Genomic DNA, 17,622 nt, shown 5'->3' with positions numbered 1-17,622 from the left:
ATGACCGGGCCGGAGGATGCGCGCTCGTCGTGGGCGATGTCCGACCGCGACCCGGCCGAAGCCGCACGACGGCTGGATTCACTCGTCGGCGCAGGTGACCTGCACGCCGCGGCGGCCATGGTGGAGGCCCTGCCGCCGTCACTGGTCGTGGACGTCCTCGAGCGCAGCGGCGCGAGGGACCGGGCCGTCGTCTTCCGGCTCCTGCCCAAGGGCACGGCCCTGGTGGTCTTCGAGGCGCTCGACCCGCCGCTGCAATCCGAGCTGATCCGGGACCTGCACGCGGAGCGGGTCAACCAGCTCTTCACCGACCTCGACCCCGACGACCGCGCCGGGCTCGTCGACGAGCTCCCCGCCCACGTCGCCACGCGGCTCCTGCGGGAGCTCGACCACGCCGAGCAGGCGCTCACCGCCGCGGTGCTCGACTACCCCACCGGCTCGGTGGGCCGGCGGATGAGCCCGGAGTTCGTCTCCACCCACCCCGACCTCACCGCCGGCGAGACCCTCGAGCGGGTCCGGCGACGGATCGACCAGGCGGAGACGATCTACGCGATCCCCGTCACCGACGACCAACGGCGACTAGTGGGGATCGTAGGACTGCGCGCGATCATGCGTGCGGAGCCGGGCACGCCCGTGCGGGAGCTCATGAACGAGGCGATCACCGCCCGCGCCAGCGAGTCCGCGGAGGCCGCCGCCCGCCGCTCCGCCGACGAGCGCCTCATCGTCCTGCCGGTCGTCGACGACGAGCACCGCCTGGTCGGGATCCTCACCTTCGACGACGCGCTGCGCATCCTCGAGGACGCCGAGACCGAGGACACCGCCCGCGCAGGTGGCTCCGAACCTCTCCGGCGCCCCTACCTCGCCACGCCCGTGCGGACGCTGGTGCGTTCCCGCGTCGTGTGGCTCCTCGTGCTGGCGTTCGGCGCCGCGCTGACGGTGCAGGTCCTCGAGGTGTTCGAGGCGACCATCGAGCAGGTGGTGGCGCTGTCGTTGTTCGTCCCGCTCATCATCGGCACCGGCGGCAACACCGGCAACCAGGCCGCCACCACCGTCACCCGTGCGCTCGCGCTCGGCGACGTGCGCCCACGCGACGCCCTGCGGGTGCTCAGCCAGGAGATCCGGGCCGGGTTCACGCTGGGCGTCATCCTCGGCGCCGTGGGCTCCGCGGTCACCGGGCTCGTCTACGACGCCGACCTCGGCCTGGTCATCGGGCTCACGCTACTGGCGCTGTGCACGATCGCGGCGACCGTCGGCGGGCTCATGCCGCTGCTCGCCCAGGCCGTCCGAGCGGACCCGGCCGTATTCTCCAATCCGTTCATCACGACCTTCGTCGACGCCACGGGGCTCGTCGTGTACTTCCTCATCGCGCGGGCGGTGCTGGGCCTGTAGCGGTGAACTGACCGGCTCCCCACGGTCAGCGACGGGAACCGACCGCGAGGTCCGCCCGGCCGCTAGTGTGACCCTCATCACCAGACCCCGGGTGACGGTCCGCCGCCAGAGGGTGCCCATGCCGCACGATGCCACCGACAATCTCATGCCCGAACTCGCCTGCTACGGCCTGGCCGGGCACAGCGCCGCGCCCGCGGACCTCCTCGCCGAGGCCGCCCGCGCCGAGGAGCTGGGGCTCGGCTCGATCCTGCTCTCGGAGCGGTTCGCGCTCAAGGGCGCGGCGGTGATGGCCGGCGCCGCCGTGGCCGCGACCAGCCGCATCGGCGTGGGCACCGCCGCTACCAACCACAACACCCGCCACCCGCTGGTCACCGCCACGATGGCCGCCACGCTGCACCGCATGTCCGGCGGCCGCTACGCGCTCGGGCTGGGGCGCGGGATCCCGATGCTGTTCGACATCATGGGCCTGCCGCACGTGACCTCCGCGCAGCTCGAGGACGCGATCGGCCTCTACCGGACGCTGTGGGCGGGCGGCGCGGTGGTCGGCCACGACGGACCCGCCGGCAGCTACCCGTACCTGGTGCAGGACTCCGCGTTCGCCGAGGACATCCCCGTGCTGCTCATGGCGATGGGCGACAACCAGCTGCGGCTGGCCGGGCGGATCGCCGACGGGGTCGTGCTCCACACCTTCATGTCCGATGCGGCGGTCGAGCGCTGCGTGCGTCTGGTGCGCGAGTCGGCCGAGCGGGCCGGTCGCGATCCCGCCGGCGTCCGCGTCTGGTCCGTGATGGCGACGATCGAGGACTCGCTCGACGAGGCGGCGCGACTGCGCAAGCTCGTCGGGCGGCTGGCCACCTACCTCACCGGCTACGGCGACGTCCTGGTCCGCGTCAACGACTGGGACCCGGCGGGGCTCGAGCGATTCCGCGCCGACGAACGACTGTCAGCACACTCCGGTGCGCTCGACGCGACCGACGACCTCGACCTGCTGCGCCACGCGTCCGACGTCCTGCCCGACGAGTGGCTCGCCACCGCCGCGGTGGGCAGCGCCGCACACTGCGCGGACCGGATCGACGGGCAGCTCGCGCTGGGCGCGGACTCGGTGGTGCTGCAAGGCGCCACGCCCGACGAGCTCGCCCCGGTGCTCGCCGAGTGGCGGCGTCGACGGGACCCCGATCGCTTCGCCCATCTCGACGCCAACCCTGGCCGGATCCGGTCGCGCCGAGACGCCAGCGCAGCGGACACGGCAGCGAACGCAGCAGAGGCCGCTGAGCGACCGGACACCGCCCGCCCACGAGAGGACCTGCCGTCATGACCAGCGTCGCGTCGAACCCCCGGGTGGCCTGCACGCCGGAGGAGGTGACGGCGCCGTGGCTGTCGGAGGCGCTCGGCACCGAGGTCCGGTCGGTGCGCACAGAGCTTGTGGGCACGGGCCAGATCGGCTGCTGCGTGCGCGCCCACGTCGACGGCGACGGGCTGCCACCGACGCTCTTCGTCAAGCTGCCGAATCCCGACGAGGGCATGCGCCCGCTGCTGCACGGCGTGTACCGGAGCGAGGTGCTGTTCTACCGTGACCTCGCGCCGACCGTCGCCGTCCGCGTGCCGCGGGCTCGGTTCGCGCAGCTCGGCGAGCGGGAGGGCGAGTTCACGCTGGTCCTGGACGACGTCTCACCGCTGGTGCAGGGCGACCAGCTCACCGGCCTGTCCATCGAACAGGCCGTGGACTGCGCGACCAACCTCGCGGGCCTGCACGGGCCGCGGTGGTGCGACCCCGAGCTGCGACGCGTCGAGGGCCTGTCGGTGCCGACGGTCGAGGACAACGTCACGCTGCAGGAGCTCGGCGGGCCGGCGGTGGAGGCGTTCCTCTCCGAGCTCGGGGGAGGGCTCGACGACGACGAGCGCCGCATCATGGCCGGGATCGCCCCGCTGATCGCACAGTGGGCCAGTGGGCGGGCCGAGCGGTTCGCTCTCCTGCACGCGGATTACCGGGCCGACAACATGCTGGTCGACCCGGTCGGGAGCCGTCCCTCGCTGGCGTGCGACTGGCAGACGCTGGCGGTGGGCCTGCCCGGTCGGGACCTGGGCGGCTTCCTCGGCTCGAGCCTCACGGTGGGCGACCGGCGGTCCGCGGAGCGCGAGATCGTCGCGGAGTACCACCGTGCGCTGTCGGGCCACGGGGTCACCGGGTACTCGGCGGACGAGTGCTGGAACGACTACGTGTACGGGCTGTTGCAGACGCCGGTGCTGGGGATCTTCGGGTGGATGTACGGCACGCGCACGCCCCGCGGGGACGAGATGTTCACCGTGCTCATGCGCCGGTCGTGCCGCGCGATCGCCGACCACGACGCGCTGGCGGTGGCCCGGTCCGGCTGACCCCGGGCGCCGCCGGGGTACGAGTCCACCTCGTCGTCGTCCCCGGCCGAAATGACGAAATACGCTACCCCGCCGCGGGATCCGCTACCCGTGTGAGGGGCGCGGATCCGTAGGCGGAGTAGCGGATCTCGTGGGCGGGAGGGTCAGGCCGAGCCGATCAGACCGACTGGGCCTGCCACATCCAGTGCAACTGCTCGAGCCGGGCGCTGATGCCGATGAGCAGGTCCTCGGTCACCGGGTCGTCGCCGACCTTGCCGATGTTGGCCCGAAGGCGCTTGATGGCCGCCTCGAGGGCCTCGGTCATGACCAGCACGACCTTGTCGTCTGAGGTGAACTCGGCCGAGACCTCGTCCAGCGCGCTGTTGGCCGCGACCGTCGCGGAGCGGCCGTCCGGGCTGACGCCGACGGCGGTGGCCCGCTCGGCGACCTCGTCGACGAAGGCGCGGGCGTCCGTCACGACCTCGTCGAGCGCGAGGTGGATGCTCCGGAAGCGCGGGCCGACGACGGACCAGTGCGCCTGCTTGGCGACGAGCGACAGGTCGATCAGGTCGACCAGCGACTCCTGCAGGGCGTTCGTCACCGCCTCCTGAGCCTCGGCGGGGACGAACGAGGTGAACAGAGCATTCGAATCAGCAGCCATCATGGCTCCCTTCTGACCCGGTTTCTCCGGGTCGTGGAAGTGAATCGGATCGTGCACTGGACGTTCCCAGTATGCCCGTTCTGTTGACTGCCGTCAGTCCTGCAGCCGGTGGTTGCCGCGCGGGCCGGCCTCGACGCCGGCCTTGACGGCCTGGCACAGGCCCTCGTCGACGGCGGCCCAGTAGGCGTAGACGCGATCGAGCAGCTCGGTCTCGTCCGGGTGGATCGCGGACACGTGGCCGGCGATGTTGGCCGCCAGTCGCTCGCGCTCCTCGTCGTTCATCACCTCGCGGTACAGGATCGTCGCCTGGACCTGGTCCGTGTCATCGGCATGGGGGGTGAGGTCACCGCGGAAGATCTCGGTGCCCTCGGCGTCCCAGGCGCCGAGGTCGTAGGCCTTGGCCGGATCGGCCGCCGGCCCGCCGAGCGAGTTGGGGTGGTACTCGGCCTGCGCGGGGTGCGGGAACTCGAACTGCATGGCGCCCTCCTTGGAGTAGGAGTTCACCTCCGAGAGCGGCCGGTTGACCGGGACCTGCTGGTAGTTGGCACCGATGCGGTAGCGCTGGATGTCCGGGTAGGCGAAGACGCGACCGAGCAGCATCTTGTCAGGCGAGAAGCCGATGCCCTTGACGATGTTGGTCGGCGCGAACGCGGCCTGCTCGATCTGCGCGTGGTGGTTCTGCGGGTTGCGGTTCAGCGTCATGGTGCCGACCTTGCGCAGCGGGTAGTCGCGCTGCGACCACGTCTTGGTCAGGTCGAACGGGTTGTACCGGTAGGTGGCCGCCTCGGCGACCGGCATGACCTGGACGTGCAGGTCCCAGGACGGGTAGTCACCGTTCTTGATGGCCTCGTAGAGGTCCTCACGGTGGTAGTCGGCGTTCTCGCCGGCCAACTTGTCGGCCTCGGCCTGGGTGAGGTTCTTGATGCCCTGGTTGGTCTTGAAGTGGAACTTGACCCAGTGGCGCACGCCCTCGGCGTTGATGAACTGGTAGGTGTGCGAGCCGAAGCCGTCCATGTGACGCCAGGTGGCGGGGATGCCGCGGTCGCCCATGAGCCAGGTGACCTGGTGCGTGGACTCGGGGCTCAGGGTCCAGAAGTCCCACTGCATGGCGTGGTTGCGCAGGCCCGAGGCGTTCTTCCGGCGCTGCGAGTGGATGAAGTCCGGGAACTTGATGGCGTCGCGGATGAAGAAGATCGGGGTGTTGTTGCCGACGAGGTCGTAGTTGCCCTCCTCGGTGTAGAACTTCAGGGCGAAGCCACGCGGGTCGCGCCAGGTGTCCGGGCTGCCCTTCTCACCGGCGACGGTGGAGAAGCGGGCCAGCATCGGCGTCTTGACGCCCTTCTGGAACAGGCCGGCGCAGGTGATGTCCGAGACGTCCTCGGTGGTCTCGAAGACGCCGAACGCGCCCGAGCCCTTGGCGTGGGGCAGACGCTCCGGGATGTTCTCGCGGTTGAAGTGGGCGAGCTTCTCGATGAGGTAGAAGTCGTGCAGCGCCTGCGGGCCGCTCTTGCCGACCTGGGCGCTGAACTCGTCGCTGGGGACGGGCTGGCCGCTGTCGGTGGTGGTGTGCGAGCCGGGCTGGAATTCGCGAACGCCGCGGTCGGCGGGGTGAACGGTCACGTCGTGATGCTCCTCGGATGAGTGGTGTGGAGTGGATGTGATCTGGGTCTCAGTCTTAGACGAGCGCGGACTGCTTCGCCCGACATTCGGGACATGTGCCCCAGTAGTTGACCTCTGCTTCGTCGATCCGGAAGCCGTGGTCACTGTCGGCGGAGAGGCAGGGTGCGTGCCCGACCGCGCATTCGACGTCCTCGATGCGCCCGCAGTGCCGGCACACGAGGTGGTGGTGGTTGTCCCCCGTGCGTCGCTCGTACCGCGCCGGCGAGCCGGCGGGTTCGATACGGCGCATGAGACCGACCTCGGTGCACACCCGCAGCGCGTCGTAGACGGTCTGCGTGGACACCGCGCCCAGTCGTTCCCGGACGAGGGAGGCGACGTCCTCCGCCGCGATATGGGGACGACCGGCGACGACGTCGAGGACCGCAAGGCGCGGCGAGGTGACCCTCAATCCGGCTTGTCGGAGCAGTGCTCCCTGTTCCTCTGCTGTCGTCATCGCACCCACCATAGCCCACTTTCTGGAACTAGTCCAGAAACAGAACTCCTCCCTTAAGTGAGGTCCTCGTATCGAACGACCGACGGGGGGCGGGCGGTCAGACGAGTGGGCCGGAGCCGCGCGCCCGAGGAGTGGGCCGGGGCCGGGCGGCGGACGACTAGGCTGACGGGTGACCCGAGAACGCGCAGGAGGACGCCATGACGGAGACCGCCACCGGACCGATCGTGTGCGGCTACGACGGCTCGCAGGACTCCCGTCGAGCCGTGACCTGGGCCGCCGCCCGGGCCCGCGAGCTGGGCACACCGCTCGAGGTGATCTCGGCCGACCGCGCCGTCGGTCGCGTGGTCGCCTTCGACGACACCGCCCGCGCGAACGTCGAGGGCGCGATGCGCGACCAGCTCGCCGATCTCGTCGCCGAGGTCCCCACCACGTACCGGGTGATCGCCGACAGCCCAGTCGGGGCACTGGTCGAGGCCGGCCGCAACGCGTCGGCGATCGTCGTGGGGAGCCGCGGACTCACCGTGCGTGAGGACTTCGCGATGGGCTCCACGTCCGCCGGGGTCGTCGAGCACGCGACCTGCCCGGTCATCGTCATCACTCCGCACGCGCCCGCTGACCCCACCGGGGGCCCGGTCGTGCTGGCCGCCGACGGCTCGGAGGCCAGCAGCGCGGCCGTCGCGTACGCGTTCGCCGAGGCCGAGCGCCGCGCGACCACCCTGCGGGCGGTCCACTCAGTGGAGGTGCCCCGGCTCCCGGGGGCGTCGCTGTTCGACCTCGATCGGCTGGCCGAGAGCGTGATCGCCGAGGATGAGAAAGAGGTCCTCGACTCCCTCGCCCCGCACGAGGCCCGCCATCCGGGCGTGGAGGTCGAGCTCATCCTCGTCGTCGGCGAGCCCGCCGTCACGATCGCTGACGAAGCCGCGGGCGCGTCGCTGCTGGTCACCGGCTCACGGGGCCACGGCGGCTTCGCCGGCCTGCTGCTGGGCTCGGTCAGCCGGCGGCTGCTACAGACGGCGCCGTGCCCGGTCGCGGTCGTCCGCCCCGCCGACTGACCCTTCGCGCGTCCGACCCCATGCCCTCCGCGACATCGGGTCCGGCTGGTCCTGCACGAGATCGGAACTCAGGCCGGCCCGATGCGCAGCATGCGGGTGAGCGCGGGCTGCCACATGATGCCCGGGGCGTCGCCGCGGGAGGCGATCGTGCCGGTCAGCTCCATCGGCTCGTCGAAGGGGGCGTGGCCGACGAAGGTCCGGGCGACCTCGCGGCCGGTCTCCACATCCGTCGAGGTGACATCGACCGGGCCGACCTTCTGCGCCGGCCCCTGATCGAGCGGCAGCCCCGCCGAGCCGGCCGCCGGGCCGAGCGCGTCCGGTCCCCCGTCGCGTCGCGGACCGTACGCCAGCGCGTGGATGAGCCCGTCACCCGTCGTCAGCTTGGGCAGGGACGCGGTGCGTGCGGTCGAGGTCCACGCGCGCGAGCAGCTCGGGCCCGGGTCCCCCGGCCCGTCGGGCCGCACGTCGATCTGGGTCATTCCGCCCGTGTACGGCGCCGACGCCGGCGCCGCGGGGCCGTCCACGGCGAACGGCGGGTACTCGAAGCCATAAGTGTTGACCAGCACCAACGCGTCCCCGGACGCGATGATCGAGTTCGCCGTGGCGGCGGGCCCGTCGATGAGGACACCGTCGGCGGCCACCGAGTCCGGCCGCACCGTGGTGGCGAACGCGGGCATCCGGCAGACCTCGGACCCGTCGTCCCGACGCAGGACGATCAGATCGGGGTGCTCGGCGTCGTCGGTGATCGCCACCAGCGAGTCATCGGGCCCGAAGTAAGTGGGCGTCGTCCCCGACCCGTGGGCCAGCAGGCCCGGTTTCCGCGCGGGCCCCACCTCGTAGCCGCGCCGCCAGCGCACGGTCGGCGTCCCGTCGACCGAGGTGTCGATCTCGTAGAGCGCGCGGGTGGTGATCACCGACGCGCCTCCCGGCCGGACGGTCAGCCCGTTCGAGATCTTCTCCCCTGCGGGCAGGGCGAGGTAGCGGAGCTCGTCGTCGTCGACACCGGCACCCTCCTCCGCGCCGACCGTCGCCGGGCCGCCGGCGTCACCGCCGCCACTCGCGCCGCGGGGCCGCACGGTTCCCACCACCCCGCCGGACGTCGCGAACCACACGCGGCCGTCGAAGGCGGGCATGAGGCCGGTGATCGCGTCCCCGTCGGGGACGGCCGGGGCGAGGTCGGCCAGGACGTCGACCGTCATGCGCCAGGAGCCGTCCGGCGCGCGATGATGCCCGACGGCGAGGAGCCGTCGGTCCCCGTCCGCGACCACCACCCGGTCCTGCGCGTCGAGGTACCCGTAGACCCAGCCGAGCAGCGCGCCCTTGGTCAGCTGCACCTCCGCCAGCACCGCCGCAGTGTCGGGATGGAAGAGCTTGACCGTCGGCGCGAGCGGGGTGGGCGGGGTGAGTCCCAGGTAGGCGGTGCACAGGGCGACGGGCATGCCGTCGGTGCCGACGAACACGGTGGAGCAGGTCGCTCCGGTGAGGCCCGAGGCGATCGCGGGGTGCGCGCCGGGGCCGCGGCCGGGCAGCGTGTCGGTGGAGGCGGCGTCGCCGTGGACGGTGGCTGTGCCGGCGGGGCCGAGGGCGGGCGGCGTAGCCGGCTGAGCGGCGGCCGCAGAGGGCAGCGCCGCGCTGATGCCCGCGGCGACCACCGCAGAGGAAAGGAAGACTGCGAGAGTCCGGGGCGACGCGTCCATGCCGAGATTCCACCACTCGGGGCGGTCCCGCCGCTGCGAGTTGGCTCGCCCGACTTTGCTCCCCCGATTTGGACGTAACCATGGCGGTAAATCGGGCCGGACGCCGCCATGGCTACGTCCATTTCCGCCATGAGTACGACCATCGGGGTGCGGGGGCCCGGGGAGTCGTCGTGAGACGATCTCACCAACGGTGGACGATGCGAAAGCAGACGCTGGACGGGCGCGCGCCGGCTCCGGTCCGACGCGGACGCCGGAGCGGCACTGATCAGGGGGTGGGCAGACACGAGCCCGGGCGCTACGGGCCACGCAGACCAGAAGGACGACGGGGGATATCGATGAGCGCACAAACCGGCCGGCTCGGCGCCACCCGGATCGTCGGCGAACTGCTGCTCACGGTGGGCGCGGTGCTGCTGCTCTTCCTGTTCTACGAGGCGTTCTGGAGCAATCTCGACTCACGGCGCCTGCAGAACGAGGCGACCGCCGGACTCGAGCAGCGATGGTCGAGCGGCCCGGTCTCAGAAGCCGCCGCTGACGCCGCGGGGATCGCCGACGAGTCCGCGGGCCCGGCAACTCGCGCGCCCGGTGGCGAACCGGTACCGCTGGCCGCTCCACCGTTGGGCGAGGCGTTCGCCCGCATCCACCTGCCGACGCTCGGTGACGACGCGGTCTACGCGGTGGTCGAGGGCGTCCGGGCCGAGGACCTGCGCACAGGGCCGGGACACTATCCCGGGACCCAGATGCCGGGCGAGGCGGGCAACGCGGCGCTGGCCGGTCACCGCAACGGTTCAGGCGCCGTGTTCGAGCGCCTCGACCGGTTGACCTCGTGCGAACCGATCGTCATCGAGACCGCCACGCAGTGGCTGACGTACCGGCTCCTGCCAGTAGAGGCCGGCGGCGCCGAACGCCTGGCCGCTGCGCAGGACTGCCTCACGCCGCAGCAGTCGGAGCGGATCGCGACCGGCGACTACGCCGACGTCCGGGGCGCGCACATCACCACACCGGAGGCGGTGGAGGTGATCGCGCCCGTGCCCGGACACAAAGGCGGGGCCGGCGCGGCGGGTGCGGCGGAGGAGACCGGCGCGACAGGTGGCGCCGACGGGGCAGCGCTCGAGCGGCTGCTCACCCTGACCACCTGCCACCCGATGTACTCGAACGCCGAGAGGCTGATCGTGCACGCCGTGCTCACCGAGACCACCGCCAAGGCCGACGGCCGCCCGGCCGCGTTGGAGGACTGACCGATGTATGCCTACCTGTGGCGATTCCTGCCCGGCCCGCGGCCGGTGAAGGCGCTGATCGCGCTTGCCCTGCTGGTGGCGGTCTTCCTGCTGCTCATGGAAGTGGTGTTCCCGTGGGTTTCGCAGCAGCTGCCGCACAACGACGTGACGGTATAGGCGCAACTCGCCGGGCACGCCGCCGGGCGATCAGAGGTGGACGGTCACGTCCGCGCCTGCGCGCAGCTTCTGCGACAGCTCCTCCATCGCGCCGGCCTCCTTCTGGACCCGCACCTGCTCGGAGACCTCGCCGCGCACCTGCTCCAGCGGCGGCAGTCCGCCACCACCGGCCGCACCGCCGCCGCCGGCCATCGCCTGCTGCTGACCGATCTGCTCGTAGGCGGCCTCGATCTCCGCGTCAGTCACCTCGAACTCGCCGAACTCGGACGTGATGAGCTTCTCGACACGCAGCTGCTTGTCGATCTGCTCCATCACCGCGTCGCGGTCGAGGCCCTGCTCCCCCATCGCCGCGATGAACTCGTCGGGGCTGACCTGGTTCGTCTCGGCGAACTCCTCGAGCTCCGCCTGAATCTCCTCGTCGGAGACCTCGATGCCCCGCTTCTCGGCCTCCTGGGTCAGCAGCTCGGTGCCGACCAGCCCGTCGGTGGTCAGCTTCTTGAGCTGCGCCTCGTCGACGGGCTGGCCCGTCATCTGCGCCTGCATGCCCATCTGCTTGTACCGGTTCTCGAACACCGACAGGAACTCGTCGCGCGAAATCTCCGTCCCGTTCACCTCGGCCACCGGGTCCGGGATGTCCGACGTATCGGGCCCGTCGGGCGACTGCTCGCCGCCCTGCTCCGGCCCGGCCGCCTGTCCGGACTGCTCGGCTGCTGCGGGCGCGGCCGTGGCGCCGCCCTCGTCGTCGTCGCCCCCGGCGCCGCACCCCGCGACCACCAGTGCGAGTCCCGCGGCGGCGACGGCCGCCCGCCATGTCCTCGAGCGCACTCGATCTCCTCACGTTGTTCGTGTGCGTGAAGACGCCGACGCTACACATCCGAGTTGAGCAGGAACTGTGCGCGCGGCGGGCGGCGCGGGGCCTCACCCGCGCCGCCCGCCACCTGGTGCGTCAGAACCGCAGGATCGCGCCCTCCGACACGTCCTGCGGCAGCGAGTCCACCACCATCACCGACCCCGACGTGGCCAGGACCTGGCCGATCGCCGAGTCCAAGTCGTCGGGGCCGTGGTCGGCGGCGCAGCGGCGGCGGGTGAGGATGAGCCGCTCGACCCGGGCCTCCTGCGCGGCGCGGAGGATATCCGAGCCGCCGCCGGCGATCGCCCGGCCGGCGCCGATCGCGTCCCCGAAGCGCTCGGCGTCGCGCTCGGCGAGACGGCCGAACGCGGGCTGCACGACCTTCCAGGCCCGCTCGTGCAGGTCCCCGGGCGACAGCGCATCGGGGTTGCCGGCCGCGACCTCGTCCACCAGGTTCTCGTAGTTCAGGAACTCGCGGAACCGCGGCATGTACTCGGCGACGGACGCCAACACGACGAGGCGGCGATCGTTGGGCTCGAGCACCTCCTCGACCCCGTGCGCGACCTGGCGCAGGAACTTCTCCAGTTGCACGTCGCCGACCTCGGCGCCGGTGCCGTGACTGTGCACGATTCCCCCACCCGCGGTGCTGCCCGCGTGTCCGGCGCCGGCCCCGGCGCTGAAGCGCTGCTGCTGGTGCGGCGGCGGCTGCGTGTCACCCGCCATGTCGTCGACCGACGAGGGGATCGAGCCCAGGTCGAGCTCGCGAATCGTCGACGCGGTTCCCTCGAGGAGCCGGACCTTGTTCTGGCTCACCGCGACCACCAGGAACGTGCGGTCGCCGACCGCTGCGGGCACGATCGGCCGGAGCGCGAACCGGTCGCTCACGTGGACCGCCTCCGGCAGGTCGGTGGTCAGGCGGTACGCGCGCCAGATGCCTTTGGCGGCGAACAGCGCGAGACCGTCGGCCATGGAATTCCAGTAGGGGTCGTCCTCGAGGAGCGTGACCAGCGGCCCGAGGATCTCGCCGGTCTCCTCCTCCGAGGCGCCGTGGGCGCGGAGCTGGGCCTCGGCCTCCTTGATGAGCGACTTGGCGCGGATGGGGTTCTCCCGGACCTCCGCGCCCCCGCGGGCCGTGGGCAGGAAGATGGACACGGCCCGGCCGGTGGTGCCGCCCAGCTCGGTGAGGTCGGCGTACGGGATGGGATCTGCTTCTGCGGTGCGCATTGGATCAGCCATGACCTGACGTTACCGACGACGCCTGTACGGGAGAAGGCTGTGACCGGGTTGTTGTGGGGCTGTGACAATCGGTGCGCGCCAGCGGGTGCCGGGTCCGGCCCCGGGGTGTGCGTCCACGCCGCGGTTACCATCGCGGGAGTGACCGATCAACGTGTGGAGACCGCGACCCCCCGGCCGGTGAGCACGGCGAGGATCCTCACGCCGCTGATGGTGCCGTTGTTCATGGCGCTGCTGGCGCTGTCGGTGATCAACGTGGCCCTGCCGGTGATCGGCACGACGTTCGGGGCCGACTCCAGCAGCCTGCAGTGGGTGATCTCGGGCTATGCGCTGGCGTTCGGCCTGCTCCTGGTGCCGTCGGGGCGCCTCGGTGACGCGACCGGCCGCAAGCGGATCTTCCTGGCCGGCGTCACCGTGTTCATCGTCGGCGCGCTGATCGCGGGCTTCGCGCAGTCGATCGAGATGCTCAACCTCGCGCGCCTGGTGCAGGGCGTCGGTTCGGGGATGCTCAACCCGCAGACGTTCGGACTCATCCAGAAGTACTTCCGCAAGGAGGCGCGCGCCCGCGCCTTCGCGACCATGGCCACCACCGTCTCGATCGCCACCGCGTCGGGGCCGCTGGTGGGCGGGTTGCTCATCGAGGCGCTCGGTGAGAACCTGGGTTGGCGGGCGATGTTCCTGGTCAACGTGCCGTTGGGTGTGCTGGCGTTGGTGCTGGGGCAGCGCTGGCTCGCCGACGACCGCGCCCTTCCCCGTGCCGCCGACGAGGGTCCGGACGTGGGTGGGTCGAGGGCCCGTGCGGCGGAGATGGCGCGCTCGGAGCGGGCCACCGCCCGACTAGGTGACGACGACAACGACGACGACAACGCCGCCGGCTCCGCCACTGGAGCGGACGCCCCGGGCATGCGAGGGCCGTCTGCGACCGGGCCGGCCCCGGGGCGTCGGCGGCTCGATCTGGACCCCATCGGCATCGCGCTGCTCGGTGTGGCCGTGCTCGCGGTGATGCTGCCGTTCCTCGGCCGCGACCTGCATCCGGCGTACTGGGCGCTCGTGCCCGCCGGGCTGGCCCTGCTCGGGGTGTTCGCGTGGTGGGAGCGGCGCTACGAGCGGCTCGGGCGGCCGCCGCTGGTCAACCCGGACATCTTCCGCGACGCGGGCTTCCGCAACGGCATGATCATCGTGTCCATCTACTTCGTGGGCGGCACCAGCCTGTGGGTCATCATGCCGCTGTACCTACAGTTCCACCTGGGGTACGCACCCATCGACTCGGCGTTCATCAGCCTCCCGGCGTCGGTCTGCGCGGCGATCTCCGCGCAGGTCGCGGGGCGGTTCGTCCTGCGCCTGGGGCGGCGGATGGTCATCACCGGCTTCTCCATCACGATCACCGCACTGGTGACGTTCATGGTGCTGGCCGGCTTCGTCGAATCCGGCGCGCTGCACTACCTGGTGTTCATGGTCCCGGCGGCGTTCGTCGGCATCGCGCAGGGCATGACCATCTCGCCCAACCAGACCCTCACGCTGCGGGCGGTGGACCCGGCCTACGGCGGCGTCGCGGGCAGCATCATCTCGCTCGGCCAGCGCATGGGCACGGCGGTCGGCACGGCGATCGTGCCCGGGGTGCTCTTCGGCATCGTCGAGTCCCGCGGCGACTGGCTGCTGGCGTTCCGGGCGGCGCTGGGAATCATCGCGCTGCTGGCGGCGGGCGCGTTGGCGTTCAGCGTGGTGGATCGCCGCCGCGAGAAGCGCTGCGCCTGACGCCCTGCCTCCGCGACACCCTGCCTCCGCGCGGATGGGCGGTTCAAGCGGAGAGAATTGACCCACCCCCTCCGGCCGGGTGGCCGCGGGGCTGATCCGACCACGTGTGGTGATCATCTCAACGTGTGAACGGCGAGAAACGCTCATCCGTATCCCGCCGGCCCGGGCACCGCGCGCCGGGTCAGGGCCGCAATCCGTGGACCCGGCGGGCCGCGTTCGGCGCTCTTGGACGATCGTTTAGATGACGGAGCGACACTCGTCGTGCCGACCTGGCCTTTTCGCGATCCGGCCCCCGGACCGGCGGGGGTGGATTCTCGCGTGGCCGCCGGAACGTGACCTTATTCTCAGGTCGTGGCAACCCCTCCGCCACCCTCACATCCCCATATCCCCTCAGGATCCCCTCATGAGAACTATCGCCCGGCTCCGCATACGCGCTGTCGTCATCGCCGCCGCCACATTCACCGTCCTGACCGCCCCGGTCACCGCCGCCCAGTCTCTCGAATTCACCATGGCCACGCCGGCCCCCTGCGAGTCCGCGACCCCCGCGGAGCTCGAGCAGGTGATCGAGGACGTCCACGAACACACCAACCGCGAGCGCGCCGCCGCGAGGGTTGCCCCCGTCAAGCGGCTCGAGAGCCTGGACGGGATCGCCCAGACCTGGAGCGAACAGATGGCCACCGAGGACCGGATGTACCACAACCCCGGAATCCGCGACCAGGTCACCGCGGCCTACCCCGGACAGTGGCGCAGCTATGGCGAGAACGTGCTGCAGAACTGGTGCGGCGCCAGTGGCGAGACCCTGGTGCGTCAGTGGATGAACTCGACCCCGCACCGCGTCAACCTTCTCAATCCCGCCCACACGCACCTCGGCGTGGGCGCGGACGTGGCCGACAGCCGGAAGCTGTACTCCACGCAGAACTTCGTCAGTCTGCACTGACCCACCGGCCCGTGCGGCCGCACTCTCGGCGACGCCCCTGCTCAGACGCGGGGGCGTCGCCGTTGTCGTCAGCCGACTACGCGCCGGAGTCACGCCGGCGTCACGGCGACGCCCGGCGCACGAATCGCACACCTGTAACGCGTGTGACTAGAGTGGCGATAGTTGCAGGAGTGACTTTGCGGCGAGCCCGCCGCCCAGCCCACTTCGCCCACGCAAGCCCGGCGCGAGCCGGGGCCCGAGGAAAGGACCATCGCGTGCGTCACCACTTCCGCTCCGCTGTCGCCACGGGCGCCGCAGCCCTCCTGCTCGTCTCCGGCACGGGCACCGCGGCCGCCCAGGGATCGCTGGAGTTCGCCCTGCCGTTCGGCCTGGCGATCCCCGGCCTGTCGTCGCTCGCCGGCGCCCAGCCCGGCGGCGCCGCGGCAGCCGATCCCGCCACGGCCGATCTCCTACCTGAGGAGGTACGGCTGATGGCGTTCGAGGGCAGCGTGGTGGCGGCGGTCAACGACGCCCGTCTCGTGGTGGGCGCGGACCGACTGATCACCGACCCGGTGCTGGAGGCATCGGCCCGTGAGCGCGCGGCCGAACTCGCCGCAGGCGATCCGGCCACGGGCGACGTCCCCGTTCCCGCCGACGCCCGGGCGAGTGAGGACGCCGACTCGGAGAAGGCTCCCGCGGGCGAGGAGTCCGGCGACCGCACAGTGCTGACCCTGCCCGCCGGCGCGACGCCGCAGAACACTCTGTCCGCACTGCTCACCGACACCGGGATGCGGGAGCGCATGCTCGACGGCGAGTTCACGCGGGTCGGCGTAGGAGTGGTCACCGCGGAGGACGGAACCGTGCACGTGGTCCAGGACTTCGCCCGCGACTGACACGAACACCCGTCCAGCGGGGGTGTGCTCGCCCCCGGCGGAGTGCAGGTCAGGCTGGTCACGGGGTGATGACGGCTGGCTTAGGGCACCGGTCGGCCCTACCGTCTCGGCTGGCGATCCGACCGTCGGGTCGCAGCACACGAAAGGTACCCACCCTCGTGACCCGAGCCCTCCACCATCTGCGCCGCGGCCTGATCCTGGTCGCCGCGGCGTCCGCCACCGTCACCCTCTGCGCCGGACCCCAGGCGTCGGCTCAGGCGCCCCAGATCCAGTTGCCGCAGATCCACCTGCCCGGCCTGACGATCGGATTCGCCGCTCCTGCGCCCGCCGGGGGTGCGCCCACCCTGGATCCCGCCTCCGCCGAGTACCGCGCCCAGCTCGAGAACGCCACCAATGCCGCTCGCAGCGCGCACGGTCTCGCCCCGCTCCAGAGCCACGGCGGGTTGACGGACGTGGCGGTCCGCTGGAGCGGCACGCAGGCCGCTCAGAACCGCATGTTCCACAACCCGCACGTGCGCGACGAGATCCCCGGCGGCTGGCGCCACTTCGGCGAGAACGTGCTGCAGAACTATGCGCACGCCACGCCGCAGCAGCTGGTGGACCAATGGATGAACTCCCCCAGCCACCGCGCGAACCTTCTCAACCCGGGCCACACCTCGATGGGCATGGGCGCCGCCGTGGCCGCGGACGGCAAGCTCTACGCCACCCAGGTGTTCGCCCGCTACTGATCCGGCCGGCGGCGCGACGGCGCCGGCCCACCCGTGGCGCGCTGCGGCAAGCGTCAGGCGGGCACGCCCGCGAGCAGCGCGTCCAGGCCCTGCTCGAACCGCGCCTCGAACTCGACCGGCGGCGTCGCGGGGTCGGCGACGGTGAGGTTGTGGTGCGTCTGCTCCTCCAGGCTCAGGCCCACCACGTAGGAGGTCAGAGCCGTCGTCAGGCCCGCGGCCCGACCCTCCAGGCCGTGGCGGACGCAGGTGGCCTCGACCGCGCCGGCGACCGGGTTCACCGCACCGGCCGCGAGGCCGAGTGCGACGATCTCCGCGCCGTCCGGCACGCCCCTGACCGCCGCGCGCAGCACCGCACCCACCTCCCGCAGCTCGGCGGCCGCAGACGCACCCGAGCCCACCGAGCCCATGGCCGCGAGAATCCGCTCGGCGACCGCGGTGAGCAGCGCCTGCTTGGACGGCACGTGCCAGTACAGCGCGCTCGGCTGGACGCCCAACCGCGTCGCCAACGTGCGCATCGACATCCCGGGCAGCCCGGACTCGCGGAGCAGGTCGAGCGCGGTGTCGACGACCGTTGTCGTTGTCAGGGCCATGATCG

Annotated in this window: 17 protein-coding genes; 10 read left to right on the top strand and 7 right to left on the bottom strand. The window is 71.7% G+C overall.

The window, feature by feature from the left end; translation table 11 throughout:
* The 3 genes from mgtE (at window position 1) to KHA85_RS01760 (ending at window position 3,759) form a co-directional block, all read left to right on the top strand.
* Window positions 1-1,386, top strand: a complete 1,386-nt coding sequence (mgtE, locus tag KHA85_RS01770; RefSeq protein ID WP_236885006.1) for a magnesium transporter — start codon at window positions 1-3, stop codon at window positions 1,384-1,386.
* A 118-nt stretch (window positions 1,387-1,504) separates the two neighbouring features.
* Window positions 1,505-2,701: a TIGR03857 family LLM class F420-dependent oxidoreductase gene (locus KHA85_RS01765; protein WP_236885005.1), complete on the top strand. Its 1,197-nt coding sequence runs from the start codon at window positions 1,505-1,507 to the stop codon at window positions 2,699-2,701.
* Window positions 2,698-3,759, top strand: a complete 1,062-nt coding sequence (locus KHA85_RS01760) for a phosphotransferase family protein (protein WP_213184574.1) — start codon at window positions 2,698-2,700, stop codon at window positions 3,757-3,759. The genes KHA85_RS01765 and KHA85_RS01760 overlap by 4 nt, the downstream gene beginning before the upstream one ends.
* A 157-nt stretch (window positions 3,760-3,916) precedes the next feature.
* Here the strand turns inward: KHA85_RS01760 and KHA85_RS01755 are convergent, their stop codons facing one another.
* The 3 genes from KHA85_RS01755 to KHA85_RS01745 all read right to left on the bottom strand — a co-directional run bounded on the left by KHA85_RS01755 (window position 3,917) and on the right by KHA85_RS01745 (window position 6,512).
* Window positions 3,917-4,402 (bottom strand): Dps family protein, encoded by a 486-nt coding sequence (locus KHA85_RS01755; RefSeq protein WP_236885004.1) that lies wholly within the window; start codon window positions 4,400-4,402, stop codon window positions 3,917-3,919.
* Between the two features lie 90 nt (window positions 4,403-4,492).
* Window positions 4,493-6,019: a catalase gene (locus KHA85_RS01750; protein ID WP_213184573.1), complete on the bottom strand. Its 1,527-nt coding sequence runs from the start codon at window positions 6,017-6,019 to the stop codon at window positions 4,493-4,495.
* A gap of 55 nt (window positions 6,020-6,074) precedes the next feature.
* Entirely contained in the window at window positions 6,075-6,512 is a 438-nt protein-coding gene (locus tag KHA85_RS01745; RefSeq protein ID WP_061227581.1) for a Fur family transcriptional regulator, read from the bottom strand.
* 197 nt (window positions 6,513-6,709) lie between these two features.
* Between KHA85_RS01745 and KHA85_RS01740 the strand changes: the two genes are divergently transcribed.
* Window positions 6,710-7,564 (top strand): universal stress protein, encoded by an 855-nt coding sequence (locus KHA85_RS01740; RefSeq protein ID WP_213184572.1) that lies wholly within the window; start codon window positions 6,710-6,712, stop codon window positions 7,562-7,564.
* Between the two features lie 68 nt (window positions 7,565-7,632).
* Here KHA85_RS01740 and KHA85_RS01735 read toward each other — a convergent pair whose 3' ends face one another.
* On the bottom strand, window positions 7,633-9,261 hold the full coding sequence (locus KHA85_RS01735) for a hypothetical protein (RefSeq protein WP_236885003.1): 1,629 nt from the start codon (window positions 9,259-9,261) through the stop codon (window positions 7,633-7,635).
* Between the two features lie 335 nt (window positions 9,262-9,596).
* Here KHA85_RS01735 and KHA85_RS01730 point away from each other — a divergent pair, with 335 nt between their 5' ends.
* A complete protein-coding gene (locus tag KHA85_RS01730) occupies window positions 9,597-10,496 on the top strand; it encodes a class E sortase (RefSeq protein WP_213184571.1) in 900 nt (299 codons plus the stop codon).
* Between the two features lie 3 nt (window positions 10,497-10,499).
* Complete coding sequence (locus KHA85_RS01725; protein ID WP_165928484.1) at window positions 10,500-10,652, top strand: hypothetical protein; 153 nt, start codon at window positions 10,500-10,502, stop codon at window positions 10,650-10,652.
* A 30-nt stretch (window positions 10,653-10,682) separates the two neighbouring features.
* Here the strand turns inward: KHA85_RS01725 and KHA85_RS01720 are convergent, their stop codons facing one another.
* Window positions 10,683-11,477: a SurA N-terminal domain-containing protein gene (locus tag KHA85_RS01720; RefSeq protein WP_308936825.1), complete on the bottom strand. Its 795-nt coding sequence runs from the start codon at window positions 11,475-11,477 to the stop codon at window positions 10,683-10,685.
* A gap of 121 nt (window positions 11,478-11,598) precedes the next feature.
* Window positions 11,599-12,738: a baeRF3 domain-containing protein gene (locus KHA85_RS01715; RefSeq protein WP_213184570.1), complete on the bottom strand. Its 1,140-nt coding sequence runs from the start codon at window positions 12,736-12,738 to the stop codon at window positions 11,599-11,601.
* 138 nt (window positions 12,739-12,876) lie between these two features.
* On the opposite strand from KHA85_RS01715, the gene KHA85_RS01710 reads away from it, so the two are divergent.
* The 4 genes from KHA85_RS01710 (at window position 12,877) to KHA85_RS01695 (ending at window position 17,027) form a co-directional block, all read left to right on the top strand.
* On the top strand, window positions 12,877-14,490 hold the full coding sequence (locus KHA85_RS01710; RefSeq protein WP_308936824.1) for an MFS transporter: 1,614 nt from the start codon (window positions 12,877-12,879) through the stop codon (window positions 14,488-14,490).
* A gap of 403 nt (window positions 14,491-14,893) precedes the next feature.
* Window positions 14,894-15,427 carry a CAP domain-containing protein gene (locus KHA85_RS01705; RefSeq protein WP_213184569.1) on the top strand — a complete coding sequence of 178 codons (534 nt, stop codon included), beginning with the start codon at window positions 14,894-14,896 and terminating at the stop codon, window positions 15,425-15,427.
* Between the two features lie 254 nt (window positions 15,428-15,681).
* Window positions 15,682-16,299, top strand: a complete 618-nt coding sequence (locus KHA85_RS01700) for a CAP domain-containing protein (RefSeq protein ID WP_213184568.1) — start codon at window positions 15,682-15,684, stop codon at window positions 16,297-16,299.
* 158 nt (window positions 16,300-16,457) lie between these two features.
* The gene (locus KHA85_RS01695) at window positions 16,458-17,027 is read left to right on the top strand and encodes a CAP domain-containing protein (protein ID WP_213184567.1); all 570 of its coding nucleotides are present in this window, start codon (window positions 16,458-16,460) and stop codon (window positions 17,025-17,027) included.
* 53 nt (window positions 17,028-17,080) lie between these two features.
* Here KHA85_RS01695 and KHA85_RS01690 read toward each other — a convergent pair whose 3' ends face one another.
* A complete protein-coding gene (locus KHA85_RS01690) occupies window positions 17,081-17,617 on the bottom strand; it encodes a TetR family transcriptional regulator (RefSeq protein ID WP_070722334.1) in 537 nt (178 codons plus the stop codon).
* Window positions 17,618-17,622 lie beyond the last annotated feature (5 nt).

It is taken from the genome of Dietzia massiliensis (genome assembly GCF_018390595.1).
Lineage (GTDB): Bacteria > Actinomycetota > Actinomycetes > Mycobacteriales > Mycobacteriaceae > Dietzia > Dietzia massiliensis.
Note: the sequence above shows the minus strand (reverse complement) of the source record. Positions and strands in the feature narration are given on the sequence as shown.